Below are 19,222 nucleotides of genomic sequence, written 5' to 3' on the forward strand. Positions count from 1 at the left end.
ACGCCAAGTGGCTCCACTTGGCTGCAAAATGCTCCGGCCGGGGGTTATCACGGACCGCGCGTCATGCAAACAACCTTGAAAATCGGAACACGCGGCAGCCCGCTGGCACTGGCCCAGGCGCATGAAACTCAGGCGCGGCTGATGGCCGCGCACGGCCTGCCGGCGGAAGCGTTCGAAGTCGTCGTCATCTCGACCAGCGGCGACCGCATCCAGGACCGGCCGCTGTCGGAAGCCGGCGGCAAGGGCCTGTTCACAAAGGAGATCGAAGAGGCTTTGCTGGCGGGCAAGATCGACATTGCCGTGCATTCGTCGAAGGACATGCCGACGCGATTGCCCGATGGCCTGGAACTCTCCGCCTTCCTGCCGCGCGAGGACCCGCGCGACGCCTTTGTCGGCAAGGCGGCGAAGACCATCGCAGAGCTGCCGCGCGGAGCCAAGGTCGGTTCGTCGTCGCTCAGGCGGCAAGCACTGATCCGCCGCATGCGGCCGGATCTCGACGTGGTGATGTTCCGCGGCAATGTGCAGACGCGGCTGCGCAAGCTCGACGAAGGGGTCGCGGCCGGCACCATCCTCGCCTTTGCCGGGCTGAAGCGGCTTGGCCTGGAGCATGTCGCCACCGATCTGATGCCGCTCGACATTTTTCCGCCGGCACCTGGCCAGGGGGCGATCGGCATCGAGACGCGCATCGGCGACCCTGACGTCGAAAAGATGCTGGTCGCCATCCACGATGTGCCGACCGGACAGGCGCTCGCCTGCGAACGCGCCTTCCTGGCGGCGCTCGACGGTTCCTGCCGCACGCCGATCGCCGGCTATGCGGCGATCGAGACCGGAAAGCTTTCTTTCGCCGGGCTGATCATCTCACCCGACGGTACGCAGTCGCACACGATCGAACTGCAGGGATCCGCAGCTGATGCCGCAGGCATCGGCGAGGAGGCCGCACGGTCGGTGCGGGCCAAGGCCAGTGAAAAGTTCTTCGACGGCTGGCTCTGAACATGCTTCGCGTCCTGGTGACCAGACCGGAGCCGGGCGCCTCGCGCACGGCGCGGCGGCTTCAGCATATAGGGTTCCAGCCGATTCTCCTGCCGTTGACCGAAACGGCGGCCTTGCCGGCCGATACGGGGTTCGTCACCGGCGATGCCATCGCGGTTGCCGTCACCAGCGCCAATGCCGTGCGCCATGCCTCGAAAGAGGTGATCGCGGCGCTGGCTGACCTGCCTTGCCATGCCGTGGGCGCCAGGACCGCCGAGGCAGCGCGCAAGATGGGGTTCTCTTGCGTCATTGAAGGCTCCGGCGATGCCGAGGCGCTGGCCGAAAGCATCGCGGCATCGCATCCCGGCAAGGCAATCGCCTATCTCTGCGGACGCGTGCGGTTTCCGGTGTTCGAACAGAGGTTGAAGGAGGCGGGAGTCCAGGTCCGCGCCGTGGAGACCTACGACACGCTGCCGGTGCGGCATTCCGACGAGACCGTCCTCGCGCTGCTGTCCGGCCAGCCAGTCGATGCTGTACTGCTCTATTCGGCCAAGGCGGCCGCCGCGATGCAGGGCTTGACCAAACGGCCTGCACTGCAAGGAGCCTTTGAAAAGACTATGTTTTTCGCACTTTCCGCGCGCATCGCCGCTGCTTTCGACGGCGGCGCCGGCACAGCAATCCGCATTGCCGCACAGCCCGACGAGGAGGCGTTGCTGGCGCTTTTGCCGGTGCTGCCCTGAGCCGCGTCATCACACCGCCCCTTTTCACCGCTTGGTGATGTGCTAGACCCTTTCTGAACCATCACGCGCCCCCAGGCGTTGAGACGAAGCGAATTTTGCGGAGCCCAGGCATGGTCAAGACGCCGAAGATGCGACACTCGAAAAGCCGCCGCGAGCCGGTGACCATCGATCTCGAGCCCGGTGCCGTCTCCCGCATCGTCGACGAGGATGCCGCCAAGGCAGCGGCCCAGGCCGACGAGGCGAAGGAAGCCGCCGATGCCTCGCAGCCGGAGGCTCCCGAAGAGCCGGTGCACGCCGACCAGACCGATCTCGAACCCTGGGAGCATGCCGATGGCGTGGGGCAGGCCGGGGCGGAGCCGTCCGCGCAGGCCAAGGCCATTGAGCCGGAACTGCCCTATCCCGGTTCGGATAAGCCAGCCGATCGCCCTGCCGCCTCCGACTACAATTTCGAGGACGCATCGGCCAAGCGCAGCGACGACAGGCAGGAAAAAACCCAGACGCGGGAGGAAAAGATGGCGCCGACACCTCCGGCAAAGCGTGGCGGTCTCAACGGCATTGCCGCCGGCATTATCGGTGGCGTCATTGCGCTCGCCGGCGCCGGCGGCTTGCAATTTGCCGGCGTGCTTGGCGCGCCGGGTTCCGGCGCGGGAGTCTCGCTCGACGGCGTCAATGGCGAGATTGCTTCGCTGAAGAGCGACATCGCCAGTCTCAAGGAAGCCGGCGGCAACAACGATGCAGCGGCGAAGGTGGTCGGGCTTTCCTCTGGGCTGGAGCAGGTAAAGGCCGATATCGCGGCGCTGAAATCGGCGGTCGAAAAGGGCGGCGCTGGTGACAATGCCGGGCTTGCCGCCCTTGGCGACAAGGTCAAGCAGATCGAGACCGCGGTCGCGGCCCTCGGCAAGGCCGGCAGCGCAGCACCGGTCGATCTCGCCCCGCTCAACGAGAAACTGGCCGGTCTCGACGCGCTGGTGAAATCGGCGGGCGAGGCGGCCAAGGCGCAGGACGGCCGGCTGACCGCGCTGGAACAGTCGGTGTCGCAGCTTTCCGGCAAGGTCGACGCCCAGGCGTCGCAGCCGAAGATCGCGCTCGCCATCGCCGCTTCGGCGCTCAAGTCGGCACTCGACCGCGGCGCGCCATTCTCGGCCGAACTCGATACGCTGGCGGCGATCTCGCCCAATGCTCCGGAGCTTGCGACCTTGCGGCCCTATGCCGAAAAGGGCGTGCCGACCCGCACCGAGATCGCCGCGCAGATGGATGCCGCCGCCAATGCCATGGTCGCCGCCGCCACGCCGGTGGACCAGAATGCCGGTTTCCTGCAGAACCTGATGTCGAGCGCCGAATCGCTGGTCAAGGTCCGGCCGATCGGCGCCGTCGAGGGTCCGGGCGCGCCGGAAACCGTGGCGCGCATGGAAGTGGCGGTCACCCAGGGCGACTACGCCAAGGCGCTAAGCGAATACAACTCGCTGCCCGAGGCCGTGAAGGCCGCCGGCGCCGACTTTGCCGGCAAATTGAAGGCGCGCATCGAGGTCGAAACCCAGGTCGACGCGCTGATCTCCGGCGCGATGAAGGCATGAGGGCAACAATATGATCCGCCTGCTCGCCTTCCTCATCGTCGTCTTCGCAGTCGGGCTGGGCTTTGCCTGGCTGGCCGACCGGCCCGGCGACATGGTCGTCACCTTCAATGGCTACCAATACCAGGTCAGCCTGATGGTGGCGGCGGTAGCCATCGTCGCGGTCGTTGCCGCGGTGATGATCGCGTGGTGGCTGCTCAAGTCGCTGTGGAACAGCCCCTACACCATCTCGCGCTATTTCCGCGTGCGCCGCCGCGACCGTGGTTACCAGGCGCTGTCGACCGGCATGATCGCCGCCGGCGCCGGCGACGGCGCGCTGGCCCGCAAGAAGACCAAGGAAGCGGCCAAGCTGATCCGCTCCGACCAGGAGCCATTGATCCATCTGCTCGAAGCGCAGGCGTCGCTGCTCGAAGGCGACCATGAAGGCGCTCGGCAAAAGTTCGAGAGCATGCTCGACGATCCCGAAATGCGGCTGCTTGGCCTGCGCGGGCTTTATCTCGAAGCCGAAAGGCTGGGCGACCGCAACGCCGCGCGGCACTACGCCGGCCGCGCCGCCGCCGTTGCGCCGCAACTCGCCTGGGCGGCCGAATCGACGCTGGAGGAATTGACCGCGCGCGGCGACTGGGACGGCGCCTTGAAACTGGTCGACGCGCAGAAGTCGACGCGGCAGATCGAGCGCGACGCCGCCAATCGCCGCCGCGCCGTGCTGTTGACCGCCAAGGCGCAGTCGCTGGCCGACAGCGATCCCAATGCTGCCAGGACAGCGGCGCTCGAGGCCAACAAGCTGCAGCCGGATTTCGCGCCGGCAGCCGTTGCCGCGGCGGCAGCGCTGTTCAAGCAGAACGACGTGCGCAAGGGCTCGAAGATCCTGGAGACGGCCTGGAGGGCCGAGCCGCATCCGGAGATCGCGGAGCTCTACACCCACGCCCGTCCGGGTGACGCCGTGCTCGACCGCCTCAACCGGGCGAAGAAGCTGCAGGAGCTGAAGAAGAACCACGCCGAATCGTCGATGACGGTGGCGCGGGCCGCGCTCGACGCGCAGGATTTCTCGACCGCCCGCCGCGAGGCCGAGGCGGCGATCCGGATGGACCGCCGCGAGGGCGCCTATCTGCTGCTTGCCGATATCGAAGAGGCGGAGACCGGCGACCAGGGCAAGGTGCGGCAGTTGCTGTCCAAGGCGGTGCGGGCGCCGCGCGATCCGGCTTGGGTCGCCGACGGCGTCGTGTCGGAGCGCTGGGCGCCGGTGTCGCCTGTCACCGGACGGCTCGACGCCTTCGAGTGGCGCGCGCCGATGGAGCGGCTTGGCCAGTTGATCGACAGCCGCGACGATGCGCCTGAGACCACGGCGCCGGTCATCGGGGCGCTGGCGAAGCCGGCCAGTGAAAAGCCGATCGACGCGATCGAACCGGCCACGGCGGGCAGCGAGACGACGGCAAAAGGGACCGACAGAAGCGAGGACCACGTCACGCCGGTCACGGCGGCGGCCTTCGCGGCGGTGCCGGACGATGCCGAGGCGGTCGAGCCGGCGGAAGAACTGGCGCGCCTGCCGGACGATCCGGGCGTCGATCCGGACGAGGAAGCGGAAAAGGCGCCGCGCCGGTTCCGGCTGTTTTGAATTTGGGCCGGCTCTTGGGCCGTTGGGGAATGGATTGATGTTCGAACGCGTTCTGTCGTTTCTCAGGGATTTGCCGGCCGGCGCCGGCGCGCAACCCAGCACGGACGATCCGCGTGTCGCGGCTTCGGCGCTGCTCTACCATGTGATGAACGCCGACGGCGTGCGCCAGGACGTCGAATGGGAGCGGTTCAAGGCCGTGCTCTCGGAGAGCTACTCGATCAGCGGCGCCGAACTCGAAGCGCTGGTCGCCGCCGGCGAACGGGCCGACAATGAGGCGATCGACCTCTATGCCTTCACCAGCGTGCTCAAGCGCCATCTCGACGCGGAAGGGCGCAAGGCCTTTATCGGCCTGATGTGGGAGATCGTCTATGCCGATGGCGAACTGCACGAGCTCGAGGACAATACGGTTTGGCGCGTCGCCGAGCTGATCGGCGTCGAGCGCCACGACCGGGTCGAGGCGCGCCGCAAGGCGGCGGCGCACGCGCCGGGCGCCCGTGGAACATCCAGCGACGAATAGACGGGATTTCGCCTGACGATGCCGCGCGCAACGAGCTCGAAGCCAAAAATCCTGATCGTCCTGCATCAGGAGAATTCGAGCCCCGGACGCGTCGGCCACATGCTCATCGAAGAGGGTTTCGAGCTCGACATCCGCCGCCCGCCGCTGGGCGATGCCTTGCCGGAAACGCTGGACGGCCACGCCGGCACGGTGGTGTTCGGCGGGCCGATGAGCGCCAATGACGAGGACGAGTTCGTCCGCCGCGAGACCAGCTGGCTGGAAATCCCGCTGCGGGAGAACCGGCCATGCCTCGGCATCTGCCTCGGCGCGCAGATGCTGGTCAACCATCTCGGCGGCAAGGTCGAGGGGCACGGCGAGGGGCTGGTCGAGATCGGCTGGTATCCGCTCAAGGCGACCGAGGCCGGCAGGAAGCTGATGCACTGGCCCGACATGGTCTACCAGTTCCACCGCGAGGGTTTTTCCTTGCCCAGGGACGCGACGCTGCTGGCGACGGCCGAGACCTATCCCAACCAGGCCTTCCGCTATGGCGACAATGCTTGGGGCATCCAGTTCCACGGCGAGTTGACCCGGGTGATGATGCAGCGCTGGGTGGTGCGCGGCGCGCATCGCTTCGAACTGCCGGGCGCACAGCCCGGCCGCGATCACCTCGGCGGCCGGCTGATCTGGGACATGCATCTGAAACGCTGGCTGGACGAGTTCTTGCGGATGGTGTTTGGCAGATCGGCAGTGCGGTAGCTCTATCGTCACTCTGGACGGAGAACCGCTCTTGCGGCTCCTCTAGGGTTCGAGCACCGGCCGAAGGAAGCTGCGCTCGTAGCTTAGGATGCTGCGATTGCGGTTTTCCGTTTCAAACACCTCCTGGCATTCCGGGTCGGCGGCCATCCGCTTGCGATAGTCCTCGTAGTCGGCAAGGCTCGGAAAGCTGAACATGGCGTAGGCGATATTGTTGGCTCCTTCGCTCGGGAGGAAATAGCCATGATGGTTTCCGCCGAGGCGATTGACCAGGCCGATCCAGCGACGGCCATATTCTTCAAACTCGGCAAGCTTGTACGGATCGATGACATATTTCAGGTAACAGGTAATCATGGCAGCTCCTGTGACAGGGTAATCATGCTGAGCATCAGTTTCGCCCGTTGAGGTGGCGCACCTTGCGCAACTGCGGGAACAGCCACGCCCACAACCCCGCCACCGCGATCGCACCAACACCGCCGATCACCACGGCAGGCACCGTGCCGATCAGCGCCGCCATGGTGCCGGCGCGGAATTCGCCGACTTCGTTGGAGGCGCCGACGAAGACCTGGTTGACGGCGTTGACGCGGCCACGCACCTCGTCCGGCGTCCACAACTGGATCAGCGTCTCCCTGATATAGACGCTGAACATGTCGGTGGCGCCGAGGAGGGCGAGTGCGACGATCGACAGCCAGGTGACGGTCGACAGGCCAAACAATACCGTGCAGGCGCCGAAGGCCGCGACGAAGCCGAGCATGATCTTGCCGGCATTGTCGCGAAGCGGGTGCCCGGCCAGCCATACCGCCACGCAGATGGCGCCGATGCCGGGCGCCGAGCGCAACAGGCCGAGGCCCCACGGGCCGAGTTCAAGAATGTCGCGCGCATAGACCGGCAGCAATGCCGAGGCGCCGGACAGGAGCACCGCGAAGAGGTCGAGCGAGATGGCGCCGAGCACGATCTTCTCGCTCCAGATGTAGCGGAAGCCGGCAAACAGCGTCTCCATGGAAGGCTTGTCGGTGGCGGTCCGCTGGGCGGGCCTGGGAATGGTGAAAATCAAAAGGGCGGCAACCAGCATCAGGATGGCGGCGGTGCCATAGGCCGCTTCCGCCGACACGCCGTAGAGCAGGCCGCCGGCAACCGGTCCAACGATGGTCGCCGTCTGCCAGGCGGACGAGTTCCAGGCAATCGCGTTGCCGAAATCCTCCGGCGGCACCAGATTGGCGAACAGCGACGAAGAGGCTGGTCCGTAAAAGGCGCGCGCCATACCGAACAGCGCTAGAACCACAAAGATCGGCAGCGGACTGACGAGGCCGCGAAGCGTGAAGTACAGGAGAACGAGCGCGCAGCCTGCCTCGGTCACCGTCGACAATGCCATGATCAGCCGGCGGCCGAAACGGTCGGCGACGACGCCGGTGACCAGCACCAAAAGCAGGGACGGCAGGAACTGGACGATGCCGACGATGCCGAGATCGAAGGGATCGCGCGTCAGATCATAGATCTGCCAGCCGACGGCGACAGAGACGATCATGGTCGCGAAAGTGGTGAGGAAGCGCGCCGTCCAGTAGCTGAGGAAGGCTTTGTGCCGGAAGGCAGCGTAGCGCTGCTCAGGTGAAGTTTGTGCTGATGTCATGGAGAGAGGCCCCGTTGCGATGGCATTGATCGGCGGGGCACTTCCCGGATGGGCGCTGGTCCGACCAATGGAACGTCTAACAAAGTTCGCGGCGGGATGTGCGCTAAAATCAGGCCTGGATCAAGGGATTTCCGGACTGTTCCTTCGATCGCACAAGGACGTTACTGCCGAAGCGCGGCCGAAATGGCGTCCAGCCCGCCCCTCAATTCAGCTTCCGTTGGCCAGCCGAAACCGACGCGGAAGAAGCGTTTTTCCATCTCGAACCAGTGGCCCGGTCCGACATAGGTGCCATGGTTTTCCAGCAGATTGAGATAGAACTTGTCGAGGTCGAAGCCTGGTTCGACGTTGAGGCGCGGGAAGCCGACGACACCGCCCTCGGGCCTGATCCAGTCGACCAGCGGCTCGCGGTCGATCCAGGCCTGGACGATGTCGCGACGCTTGGCCATTTCGGGCAGCAGGGCTCCGAGGAAAGCTTCCCGGCGCTCCAGCATGCCGCGCGCAATGCCCTCGTCGATGACGCTGCCACAGATTCCGATCTGCTCCTTGGCGGCGAGGAATGTCTCCTGAAGCGCTGCATCCCTGGTGATCAGCCAGCCGATGCGGATGCCGGGAATGCCGAAGGCCTTCGACAGCGACGAGACGCTGATCGCCTTCTTGCTGAGCGAAGCCGCCGATGGCAGGCGCCGGCCATAGGAGAGGTCGCGATAGGTCTCGTCGACCAGCAAATGGCAGTTGCGGCTCTCCGCGAGCGCCACCAGCGCGTCGAGATCGGCTTGGCCCATCATCGTGCCGGTCGGGTTGTGCGGGCAGGTGACGCTGATCAGTTTCGTGTTCGGCCGAATCGCCGCCCTGACAGCCTCGACATCGATGGCGAAGCCGTCCTCGAAAGCGAGGTCGACAAAGCTGATGGCGCAGCCGATCGCGCGCGGGGTTTCGATGTTGGTGGCATAGTTGGGCCTGATGACGACGAGATGATCGCTCGCCGACAGAAGCGATGTCGAGATGATGAACAGCGCGCCGGCGGCACCGGCGGTGACCAGGACATCGTCAGGCGAGACGCCGGCATCCTGCGCCGCGATCAGCGCGCGCAGTTCCTTGTCGCCGCGATGCTCGCCGTAGAACAGCGTGAGATCAGGCAGCGACAGGCCGATGTCGGAAAGCTTCTGGTCGGCGATCGAGCTTTCGGAGAGATTGAAGCGGATGCGGTCGTAGCCGTATTCCTCCGGCGCTTCCTTCTCGATCACCATCCTGGTGTAGTTCATGGCTTCCCCCGGATCACCCTTGCCTGGTCTATCCAAGCCACAAAAACAGGAAGCCTGCCAAGGCGGTTTCGCCGGCAGGCTCCTGTTCCAGTCGTTCTAAATATTGGCTCAGGCCTGAATGCTCAGGCCGAAACCTTGACCTTGCGGCCCTTGGTCTTGACGGGCACCACTTCGACGGCCTTGCGGCCGAGGCCGATCGACTTCGCCAGTTGCGAGCGCGAGGCCGCGTAATTCGGCGCAACCATCGGATAATCCGACGGCAGGCCCCATTTGGCGCGGTAGGCGTCCGGCGTCAGGCCGAAATGCACGCCGAGATGGCGCTTCAGCGATTTGAACTTCTTGCCGTCCTCGAGGCAGATGATGAAATCCGGCGTCACCGACTTCTTCGGGTTGACCGCGGGAACCAGGGGGGCGGCCACCGGCACGGCCGGCTTGCCGAGCCCGCCGATCGAGGTGGCGACGCTGGCGATGAGGTCCGCCAGGCCGGAGGCGGGCAGGCGGTTCTTCTCAACGTAGGCGGATACGATGTGGGCGGTCAGCTCGAGAAGGTCGATGCGAGCGTCGTTGCTATCGTCGGTCAATGTTTCCTCCGTCTATGGTGCACGGCCTCGAAAATGGGGATCGTTTTCGAAAGGGCGAGGCACAAAATCGAAAAAGATGCTGAAGCGTCTCTGGCGTATCCAGTGAAGCACGCGGGGGCAGCGCGCGAAATTCCTAGTCGGCAAATCTGCGCAACGCAATGATCAAGCGCGGCGCCACACGTTATTTTGAACAACTATACTAAACTGTAATACTATCAGACAATCAGGACTTTGTCTCGCCACAGACGAAATCCGCCTTCGAAGGCGCGTGTGTTGTCACCGCGCCTGGCCTCGGCTGGTAACGTGTCGAGCTTGTCGACATTGCCGCCGCCAATGACGATATAGTCTGGCTGCAAGGCGGCGCGCAGCCGGGTGACGACGTCGAAGACATATTTGCGCCACTTCTTCTTGCCGCGCTTTTCCAGGCCGCGCTCGCCGACATAGTCCTCGAAACTCTGGCCTTTCCTGTAGGGAAGATGGGCGAGCTCCATCGGCTGCCCGACATTGTCGAAGACCATCGCCGCGCCGAGGCCGGTACCGAGCCCGAGGAACAGCATGCGCCCGCCTTCATAGCTGCCGATGGCCTGCATCAGCGCATCATTGACCACCTTGACCGGCTTGTTGAACTGCGCGGCGAAATCGAAGCCGGCCCAGCCCTTGCCGAGATTCTTGGGGTCGAGCACCGGCTTGTTGTGACGCACCGGACCGGGATAGCCCATCGAGATGACGTCATAGGACAGGCCCTCGGCGAGCTTCTTCACCTTGTCGATCATCTGCTGCGGCGTCAGGTCAGGGCCGGAATCGTCGCGGCGCTCCTCGCCGCCGGCGCTGGTCAGGATCTTGACGTGCGAGCCGCCAATGTCGATCGTCAGCACGATCTGCTCGGCGCCCAATGCCGGTTGCTTCACTGCCTTGGCCATCGTGTCCCCTCCACTTCTACCAACGGAACTCATGCCACCGGGTCGATCCAGCCATTGGGCGGCCCGAAGCCGGCCATGGCGTCGGCCGGTCCCCATGTCTTCGGCTCATAGAGATGCGGCGGCGTGGTGTCGCCAAGCACCGGGCCGACGATGCGCCAGGCGAGCTCGGCCGCGTCCTGGCGGGTGAAGAGCTGGCCATTGCCGTTCATGGCGTCGCCGATCAGCCTTTCGTAAGGCGGCATGTCGGCCTTGCTGTCGTCGAGCGCCGTCAACTCCACCTGCTCGCCGACCATGTCGTCGCCGGGCGCCTTGCGCTGCGCGCCGATGGCGATCACCACCTGCGGGTCGATGCGGAAGCGCACGTAGTTCTGGTCGGCGGGCTTGATCGGGTCGAAGACGTCGAGCGGCGGGCGCTTCAGCCGCACCACCACCTCGGTGACATGCACCGGCATGTTCTTGCCGGCGCGGATGAAGAACGGCACGTCCTGCCAGCGCCAGGTGTCGACGAAGAAGCGCACCGCCGCGAAGGTCTCGACCGGCGAGTTCGGCTTCACGCCGGGCTCGGCGAGGTAGCCGGTGAACTGGCCGCGTACGACATCGTCTTTCGTCAGCGTCCGGATTGCCCTCAGCACCTGGACCTTCTCGTCGATCAAATCGTCGGCGGAGCGGCCGACCGGCGGCTCCATGGCCAAAAGCAAGAGGATGTTGAGCAGGTGGTTCTCGATGACGTCCCTGATGCAGCCGACATCGTCATAGAATTTTCCGCGCCCCTCGATGCCGAAATCCTCGGCCATGGTGATCTGCACGCTTTCGACGAAGTTGCGGTTCCAGATCGGCTCGAGAAAGGAATTGGCGAAGCGGAAATAGAGCAGGTTCTGGATCGCTTCCTTGCCGAGATAGTGGTCGATGCGGAAGATCGACTGTTCGTCGAACACCAGATGCAGCACACGGTTCAGCCAGCGGGCCGATTGCAGATCGTGGCCGAACGGCTTTTCCACCATCAGCCGCGCGCCATGCGCGGTGCCCGATTGCTCCAACCCTTGCACGACCGTTTCGAACATGGTTGGCGGCACCGCCATGTAGTGCAGCGGCCGCCGGGCGCTGCCGAGTGCTGTCTTCAGCTTCTCGAAAGTGGCCGGATCGCGATAGTCGCCGCTGACATAGCGCAGCAGCGAGGCGAATTTGGCGAACACCTTCTCGTCGATCTTGCCCAGCGCATTGACGATGCCGTCGCGGGCGCGGGCCTGCAACTGCTTGATGTCCCAGGCGTCGAAGGCGACGCCGATCACCGGTTCGGTGAGCGTGCCCTTGGCGACCATCTGGTAAAGTGCTGGGAATATCTTCTTGTGGGCGAGGTCGCCGGTGGCCCCGAAGAGTACCAGCGTGTCGGACCGTTCCTGGCTCATGCGTGCGTCTCCCGCTGTGGCGTCACTTGCCGGCCTTCGGCTTTTCGACATGGCCGCCGAAGGCATAGCGCATGGCCGACAGAAGCTTGTCGGCGAATTCGGATTCGCCTTGCGAGGAGAAGCGGTCGAACAGCGCCGAGGACAGCACCGGTGCCGGCACGCCGGTGTCGATCGCGGCCTTCAGCGTCCAGCGGCCTTCGCCCGAATCCGAGACGCGGCCGCCGAACTGCGCCAGGCCTGGATCGCTCTTCAGCGCGCCGGCGGTGAGATCGAGCAGCCAGGAGCCGATCACACTGCCGTGCCGCCAGACTTCGGCCACCTGGGGAAGGTCGATGTCGAACTGGTAGTATTGCGGGTTTTCCAGCGGGCTGGTCTCGGCGTCCGCCGTGCGTTGCCGCTTGCCGGCATTGGCCGACTTCAGGATGTTCATGCCTTCCGCATACGCGGCCATGACGCCATATTCGATGCCATTGTGCACCATCTTGACGAAGTGGCCGGCGCCGCTCGGTCCGCAATGCAGATAGCCGAAGGGCGCGGTGCCGGCGGCCTTGTCGGGAGCCGGCGCGCCGGCATCGGCGCCGGGCGCCAGCGTGGCGAAGACCGAATCGAGGTGCTGCACCGCCACGTCGGGACCGCCGATCATCAGGCAGTAGCCGCGCTCGAGGCCCCAGACACCGCCGCTGGTGCCGACATCGACAAGATGGATGCCCTTGGCGGCCAGTTTCGCCGCCTGATCGACGGCCTCGTGATAGTAGGAATTGCCGCCGTCGATGACGATGTCGCCGGGTTCCATCAGGGCCGAGACCTGATCGATGATCTTGCCGGTGATCGCCGCCGGCAGCATCAGCCAGACACAGCGCGGCTTGGCGAGCTTGCCGACGAATTCCGTCAGGGAGGCCGCGCCGAGCGCGCCGTCGCTCACCAGAGCCGCGACGCTGGCCGGATTGATGTCGTAGACGACGCATTCATGGCCGTCGCGCATCAGGCGCCGCACCATGTTGGCGCCCATCCGGCCCAGTCCCATCATTCCGATCTGCATGGTTTCGTCCTGATTGCTTGAGGAAAGAGAAAATCGAGCGGCCCGGCTGCGTTAATCATGATGCGTCGATGCCGACGCTGAAGTCGACATTCTCCCAACGCATCGCATCGGGCCAGAAAAAAGTGAACACGATTGCTGTTCCCGCCGCCAATCCGGCGGCCGGCAGGTCGACCAGATGGACGCCAAAAGCGTTTTCCCTTGTCTTGTGGTCCTGGATCGTCAGCCAATTGTCGCTGCTCCAATGGACAACGCCGGGCGCCGAAAGCTCGACGCGCAAAGCCTTGCCGGCGGGAAAAGAGCGGATCTTGTTGTTGAAGCGCCATATCCTGAGCGGCGAGCCTGTCTTGCCCTTGATGTAGCGCTCGACGCCTTGCGGCGGCGTGTCGAAGACCACGCCGTCGCGCAGCGAGCGCAGCAGCTTGACGTGCTCGGCATGCGCCCAGACCAACGGCATGGCGCTGCCCGACGGTTTGCCCAGCCATAGCTCGCGGCCCGGCACATCCGGGCTGTCCCAGACCTGTTCCGGCAGCAGCCCGCCCAGGCCCGCCGAACGCTCGAAGGTCTCGAGAAGCTGCGCGGCTTTCTCCTTGCGGCCGGCGGCTAGCTCGTAATGCGCCCGCTCGCCGGTGAGCAGGGGCCAGGCACGTCCCTGGCCGGTGCCGTCGAAAGGCGTGCCATCCTCGTGCTCGCCATAACCGTCGTCGGTATAGCGGTACCAGACCGGGCCTTGCGGCAGATCGCAACGCAAAAGCGTATCGACGGCCTTGACGGTGTCGACGATGCGCGGATCGTCAGCCGCCCTGAGGCCAAAGCGAACCAGGGCCAGAGCGTCGGGGCTGATTATGGCTTGCGCCGGCTTGTCGGTGTCGCCCGGCGGCCGGTTCTTGATCGGCACGAAGCCGTCCCTGGGTGAAGCGGCGCCCGCATCATCCGGCGGCGCGATGCGGACATAGTAGCCTGTCACCCCCGCCTCGATGCAGAGCTGGGTGCCTGTGACGTAGGTCCAGCGTTCGATCTGGTCGTTCCAGCAATCAGCGGTTTCCCGCAGGTAATTTGCCGGCTCACTCTTTCCGGCGATATCCAGCATATCGGCGGCGGCAAGCAGCGCGGCGATCTCGACGGCCAGCGTGAACGGGCTGTATCCGGCGTCTTCCTCCCAGCGATCCTCGCCGGTGACGGGGCCGTTGCGCACGACATAGGAGGCGGCGGTTTCGATCATGGCCAGGAAATCGGCGAGCCTGGCGCGCGGCAGGTGGCCCGCCCGGCGCAAGGCGTCGGCCAGAAGCAGCGGAAAGGCGCATTCATCCATCTGGATGCCGGGCCAATAGGCTGACCCGTCCGACCAGACATTCTGCGGCCAGTGACCGTCCGGCTGCTGGATCGAGCGCAGATAGGTCAGGATCTGCAACGCCTGCTTGCCGTCGCCGGCGGCAAGGAAGCCGCCCGCGGTCTCGACCAGGTCGCGCGGCCAGACCAGATGGTAGCCGCCCAGATCGTCGTCTCCCTTGTTGAAGCCCCACGGGATCGACAGGCTGGCAACGGCGGCGCCCGGTCTGGCGACCGAGAGATGCGAGGCCAGGACCGCCGTGCTCACGCGATAGGTGTTCAGCCCGGAGGCAGCGTGTCGGTCGAGCTTCTCAAGCCTGGCCTGGAATGCCCTCCAGTTTTCGACATAGGTTTCGGCGGCGACTTCGAAACCCTGTTTGAGACTGGCCAGCGCCAGGTCGGCGGCTGCTTGCGGCGACGCGCCGAAGCCAAGCGCCAGCAGGGCCGTGGTTTTGCCGGCGGAAAAACCGATCTCGCCGGTCAGGGCGACATTGCCGTCTTCCGCCCGCTGGCAGGAGGGATCGAGCGCGCCGCCGTTGCGCAATTGCTGCCATCCGTCGGAGAAACCGACATAGCCGGCCGAACAGCCATTCCAGGGCAGTGAGGAGGCCAGCGCCAGGGATACGCCGCGCCCCGTGGCGAAGAGCATGCGCTGGCCCTTGTGTTCGCCGACCCAGGCAGTGTTGCCCATGCCGGCGTTGACGAGGTGCGGCGCAAGCAGTGCGTAGATCTGGTAGTCGGCCGCCGAATTTTTCAGCGGTACGAATGCAATCTCCTGCAGCAGGACAGGCCGTTTCGGGTCCGTAATGATACGCTTTTCGATACGGTAGTCGCCGTCCGCCGCGGTGTTGGTCAGCCTGTAGCCCGGCACGCCGTCCTCGAAGGGCGCCACTGCGTGCGCGGCGTCGCGCTTCTCTTCCGAGAAATAGCCATCGGGACCGGTGACGATCAGCTCCACGTCACGCGTGCAGGCGCTGTCGAGACGCGGATAGTAGATCTCGTTTAAGATGCCATGGCTGATGGTGAACCAGAGCGGGCTTTTGGCTGAAAGCGACGTCCCCACGCCACTCTTGGCGCTTGACGTCCAGCGCGCCGGAATACCCGGTGCGCCCGGGGGAACGATCGGCGTCACTGCCATTCCTGTCTGGCCTCCTGTGCGCATGCCTTACCCATCCACCGAGGCCATTTCAATCATTGCACCGCAAGTTGATCGCCTGGCTCATACTGATTGCAGTTGACAGGCCGCCGCGCCATCTGCATTTGTCTGACAATCGATAAAAAACAGGAATCCGGGCTCGACTTTCCACCTGAAATCCGCACGACCAGCAACTCTTGGGAGGAGTATGACATGAAGAAACTGTTCGTATTAGGCGCCCTTGCCGCGATGCTCGCATCCGGCACCGCACTTGCCGACACCAGCGGCAAGAAGATTGCATTCTCCAACAACTACGCCGGAAATTCGTGGCGGCAGGCCATGCTCGACAGCTATGGCATCGTCACCAAGAAGGCGGTTGAAGACAAGATCGTCGGCGCGGCCGACATCTTCACCACCGCCGACAAGGAAGTGCCGACGCAGGCGGCGCAGGTGCAGAACCTGATCCTGCAGGGCTATGACGCCATCGTCATCAACGCCGCCTCGCCGGATGCGCTCAACGGCGCCATCAAGCAGGCCTGCGATGCCGGCATCGTCGTCGTCTCCTTCGACGGCACCGTCACGGAGCCCTGCGCCTACCGCGTCGTCGTCGACTTCAAGGACATGGGCAAGCAGGAAGTCGAGCAGATGGCCAAGTTCCAGCCCAAGGGCGGGAACCTTTTGGAAATCCGCGGCCTGGCCGGCACCTCGATCGACGATGCCATCCATGCCGGCATCCTCGAAGGCGTCGCCGCTCATCCCGAATTCAAGATCGTCGGCTCGGTGACCGGCGACTGGGACCAGACGACGGCGCAAAAGGCGGTCGCGACCATCCTGCCCTCATTGCCCGACATCGTCGGCATCGTCGACCAGGGTGGTGACGGCTATGGCGCCGCACAGGCTTTCGCCGCCGCCGGCAAGCCGCGCCCGACCATCATCATGGGCAACCGGCAGGACGAGTTGAAGTGGTGGAAGGAACAGAAAGACAAGGACGGCTACAAGACCTGGTCGGCTTCGATCGCGCCCGGCGTGTCGTCGCTCGCCTTCTGGGTGGCGCAGCAGGTGCTCGATGGCCGCAAGGACATTCCGCACGACCTGCTGGTGCCGTATCTGGCCTTCACCCAGGACGATTTCGAGGCAGCCCTGCCGAAGATCAAGGAAGGCGGCGTCGCCACCCACGAATACACGCAGGAAGACGCCCTCGCGGCGATCAAGGCCAACATCAAGTAAATGTCGCGCCAGCGTTGCCCTTCGTACCATCGTGCGGATATTTCTAAGCATGCCTGAAGGGAACGCTGACTTCATCAGACTGAACGGCGCCGAAAAACATTTCGGCGCCGCCAATGTCGACATTGTAAGGCTTGACGGTGCCGAAAAGCATTTCGGCGCCGTCAGGGCGTTGGGCGGCGTGGACTTCCATGTCCGGCCCGGTGAATGCGTCGGCCTGGTCGGCCACAATGGCGCCGGCAAATCGACGCTGATGCACATGGTGGCGGGCACGCTCACGCCCGACAGCGGCACGATCGGCGTGCATGGCGGCAGCGAGGACAACTACTCGGTGTCGCGGGCGCAAAAGCTCGGCATACGCTGCGTGTTCCAGGAACTGTCGCTGTGCCCCAATCTCAGCGTCGCCGAAAACACGCGCATCAACCACGCCTCGCTCTCGGGCCTCGGCTGGCGGCGCAAGGCGGCCTCCCTGATCACCGCCAAGCTCGACGAGATCTTCCCGGACCATGGTATTTCGGCCTCAGACATTGTCGGCGACCTGTCGATCGGCCGGCGCCAGATGGTCGAGGTGGCGCGCGCCTTCACGGTCACCCAGGACCGGCTCGACCTCGTCATCCTCGACGAGCCGACCTCGTCGCTTGACGCGCATACTGCTGGCCAGCTGCTGGCCTTCGTGCGCCGTTTCACTGCCGGCGGCAAAAGCTGCATCCTGATCTCGCATGTGCTGGGCGAGGTGCTCAGGAATGCCGACCGCATCGTGGTGATGCGCGACGGCAAGGTGGTCGTCACCGACGCGGCGAATGCCTTCGACCGCGACCGGCTGGTGACGGCCATGGGCGGCGCGGAAGCGCGCCAGAAGATCGCCGCCGAGATTGCCGCCGCCAAGCCGGCGGCCGGTCCGCTGCGGGTGCGGGCGCGTCCCGCCGCGCAGAAGGACGGCGCCGACCTTGTCGCCCGGGCCGGCGAGATCATCGGCCTTGCCGGGCTGGCGGGGCACGGCCAGACCGACCTGCTGCTGGCGGTCTTCGCTGCCGCCTCACGCGCCAGGGCAGGCATCGAGGTAACCGCGCCGGTGGCGTTGGTGGCCGGCGACCGGCAGTCGGACGGCATCTTTCCGCAATGGTCGATCGCCGAGAACATCGGCATCCGATCGCTGGCGCGCCTGCGCAGCGGCCTGCTGATCTCGCCGCGGCGCGAGGCCGAACTGGCCCAGTTCTGGCAGAAGAAGATCGGCATCCGCACGCCCGACATGAACAACAACATCTTCTCGCTGTCGGGCGGCAACCAGCAGAAGGCGCTGTTTGCCCGCGCGCTCGGCTCCGATGCCCAGATCGTGTTGATGGACGATCCGATGCGCGGCGTCGACATCGGCACCAAGCTGGAAGTCTACGACCTCGTGCGCGAGGAGGCTGGCCGTGGCCGCACCTTCCTCTGGTACACCACGGAAACCGAGGAACTCGACAATTGCGACCATGTCTATGTCTTCAAGAACGGCCGCATCGTTGCCAATCTGGGTCGCGACGAATTGACCGAAGAGAAGATCATCCAGTCCTCCTTCGGCGACGCGGCCTGAGATGACCGCCGCCAGCCTCGACACCACAGCCAGGAGTTCCGCCGAGCGTGGCGCGCTGGCCCGTGCCCGCCTGCTGCGCGGGCTGCTGCCGGCGCTGTCGCTGGCATTGGTGCTCGCCGCCATCGCCTGGCTCAACCCGCGCGCCATCAGCTATTTCGGCTTCAGCCTGATGCTGAACCTGGCGATCCCGATCGCGCTGGCGACGATCGCGCAGATGTTTGTCATTTCAGGCAATGAGCTCGACCTGTCGATCGGCACCTTCGTCGGTTTCGTCGGCTGCGTCACCGCGACCTGGCTGAAGGACGCGCCGCTCATAGGCGTCGCCATTCTGCTCGGCTCGATCGGCGTCTATGCGCTGCTCGGCGCGCTGATCCATCTGCGCAATTTGCCGTCGATCGTGGTGACGCTCGGCATGAGTTTCGTCTGGCAGGGGCTGGCCATCCTCGTCCTGCCCAAGCCCGGCGGCAAGGCGCCGGACTGGCTGCTTGGCCTCATGGCGTTCAAGCCGCCTCTCATTCCCTTCCCGATCATCGCGGCGCTGCTGATCGGGCTCGTCGTCCATTTCGGCCTGATGCGCACCTCCTACGGCGTGATCCTGCGCGGCTCCGGCGGCAATCCGGCGGCGCTCAAGCGCGCCGGGTGGTCGCTGCTGAAGACCAAGATCGTGCTGTTCGCGCTGGCCGGCCTGTTCGGCGTGCTGTCCGGCATGGCGCTGATCGGCATCACCACCTCGGCCGATGCCAATATCGGCAATGGCTACACGCTGCTGGCGATCGCCGGCGTCATCCTCGGCGGCGGCGAATTCGTCGGCGGCCGGGTGTCGCCGATCGGCGCCGTGATCGGCGCGCTGACACTGGCGCTGGCGGCTTCGCCGCTGCTCACCTTCATGCACATCCCGCCGGACTGGCAGGTGGCCGCCAACGGCGCGATCCTGATCATCGTGCTGGCGGCGCGGGTGCTGATCAGCCGCAAGGAGAGGTGAGCG

General features: G+C 65.2%; 17 protein-coding genes. 9 read left to right on the forward strand and 8 right to left on the reverse strand.

The genetic code is table 11. From position 1 onward, the window contains the following. The first annotated feature begins 63 nt into the window (after positions 1-63). The 6 genes from hemC to JG746_RS05530 all read left to right on the forward strand — a co-directional run bounded on the left by hemC (position 64) and on the right by JG746_RS05530 (position 6,147). Positions 64-990, forward strand: a complete 927-nt coding sequence (gene hemC / locus JG746_RS05505) for a hydroxymethylbilane synthase (protein WP_202357242.1) — start codon at positions 64-66, stop codon at positions 988-990. Positions 991-992: 2 nt separating this feature from the next. Beyond that, on the forward strand, positions 993-1,709 hold the full coding sequence (locus JG746_RS05510; protein WP_202357243.1) for a uroporphyrinogen-III synthase: 717 nt from the start codon (positions 993-995) through the stop codon (positions 1,707-1,709). 110 nt (positions 1,710-1,819) lie between these two features. Next, on the forward strand, positions 1,820-3,283 hold the full coding sequence (locus tag JG746_RS05515; protein ID WP_202357244.1) for a COG4223 family protein: 1,464 nt from the start codon (positions 1,820-1,822) through the stop codon (positions 3,281-3,283). Between the two features lie 10 nt (positions 3,284-3,293). After that, positions 3,294-4,895 carry a heme biosynthesis protein HemY gene (locus JG746_RS05520; RefSeq protein WP_202357245.1) on the forward strand — a complete coding sequence of 534 codons (1,602 nt, stop codon included), beginning with the start codon at positions 3,294-3,296 and terminating at the stop codon, positions 4,893-4,895. Between the two features lie 37 nt (positions 4,896-4,932). Continuing rightward, positions 4,933-5,412, forward strand: coding sequence for a tellurite resistance TerB family protein (locus JG746_RS05525; RefSeq protein WP_202357246.1), 480 nt, complete (start codon positions 4,933-4,935; stop codon positions 5,410-5,412). A gap of 18 nt (positions 5,413-5,430) precedes the next feature. Beyond that, complete coding sequence (locus JG746_RS05530; protein WP_202357247.1) at positions 5,431-6,147, forward strand: glutamine amidotransferase; 717 nt, start codon at positions 5,431-5,433, stop codon at positions 6,145-6,147. Between the two features lie 42 nt (positions 6,148-6,189). Here JG746_RS05530 and JG746_RS05535 read toward each other — a convergent pair whose 3' ends face one another. The 8 genes from JG746_RS05535 to JG746_RS05570 all read right to left on the reverse strand — a co-directional run bounded on the left by JG746_RS05535 (position 6,190) and on the right by JG746_RS05570 (position 15,443). Continuing rightward, positions 6,190-6,498, reverse strand: a complete 309-nt coding sequence (locus tag JG746_RS05535; RefSeq protein ID WP_202357248.1) for an NIPSNAP family protein — start codon at positions 6,496-6,498, stop codon at positions 6,190-6,192. A gap of 34 nt (positions 6,499-6,532) precedes the next feature. Then, positions 6,533-7,771 carry an MFS transporter gene (locus JG746_RS05540; RefSeq protein ID WP_202357249.1) on the reverse strand — a complete coding sequence of 413 codons (1,239 nt, stop codon included), beginning with the start codon at positions 7,769-7,771 and terminating at the stop codon, positions 6,533-6,535. A 161-nt stretch (positions 7,772-7,932) separates the two neighbouring features. After that, entirely contained in the window at positions 7,933-9,033 is a 1,101-nt protein-coding gene (locus tag JG746_RS05545; protein ID WP_202357250.1) for an aminotransferase class I/II-fold pyridoxal phosphate-dependent enzyme, read from the reverse strand. A gap of 122 nt (positions 9,034-9,155) precedes the next feature. Beyond that, on the reverse strand, positions 9,156-9,614 hold the full coding sequence (locus tag JG746_RS05550) for a MucR family transcriptional regulator (RefSeq protein WP_202357251.1): 459 nt from the start codon (positions 9,612-9,614) through the stop codon (positions 9,156-9,158). Positions 9,615-9,829: 215 nt separating this feature from the next. Further along, on the reverse strand, positions 9,830-10,534 hold the full coding sequence (locus JG746_RS05555) for an ROK family protein (RefSeq protein ID WP_202357252.1): 705 nt from the start codon (positions 10,532-10,534) through the stop codon (positions 9,830-9,832). 29 nt (positions 10,535-10,563) lie between these two features. After that, positions 10,564-11,940: a glucose-6-phosphate dehydrogenase gene (gene zwf, locus JG746_RS05560; protein ID WP_202357253.1), complete on the reverse strand. Its 1,377-nt coding sequence runs from the start codon at positions 11,938-11,940 to the stop codon at positions 10,564-10,566. A 22-nt stretch (positions 11,941-11,962) separates the two neighbouring features. Beyond that, positions 11,963-12,979, reverse strand: coding sequence for a phosphogluconate dehydrogenase (NAD(+)-dependent, decarboxylating) (gene gnd, locus JG746_RS05565; RefSeq protein WP_202357254.1), 1,017 nt, complete (start codon positions 12,977-12,979; stop codon positions 11,963-11,965). Between the two features lie 55 nt (positions 12,980-13,034). Then, complete coding sequence (locus tag JG746_RS05570) at positions 13,035-15,443, reverse strand: glucan 1,4-alpha-glucosidase (RefSeq protein WP_202357255.1); 2,409 nt, start codon at positions 15,441-15,443, stop codon at positions 13,035-13,037. Positions 15,444-15,653: 210 nt separating this feature from the next. Here JG746_RS05570 and JG746_RS05575 point away from each other — a divergent pair, with 210 nt between their 5' ends. Genes JG746_RS05575 through JG746_RS05585 form a run of 3 tightly spaced genes read left to right on the forward strand, consistent with a single transcriptional unit; the run spans position 15,654 to position 19,219 of the window. Next, entirely contained in the window at positions 15,654-16,667 is a 1,014-nt protein-coding gene (locus JG746_RS05575; protein ID WP_202357256.1) for an ABC transporter substrate-binding protein, read from the forward strand. Between the two features lie 49 nt (positions 16,668-16,716). Next, complete coding sequence (locus tag JG746_RS05580; protein WP_202357257.1) at positions 16,717-18,237, forward strand: sugar ABC transporter ATP-binding protein; 1,521 nt, start codon at positions 16,717-16,719, stop codon at positions 18,235-18,237. 1 nt (position 18,238) lies between these two features. Beyond that, a complete protein-coding gene (locus tag JG746_RS05585) occupies positions 18,239-19,219 on the forward strand; it encodes an ABC transporter permease (protein ID WP_202357258.1) in 981 nt (326 codons plus the stop codon). Positions 19,220-19,222: the final 3 nt, after the last annotated feature.

The sequence above is a fragment of the Mesorhizobium sp. 113-3-3 genome (assembly GCF_016756495.1).
Classification (GTDB): domain Bacteria; phylum Pseudomonadota; class Alphaproteobacteria; order Rhizobiales; family Rhizobiaceae; genus Mesorhizobium.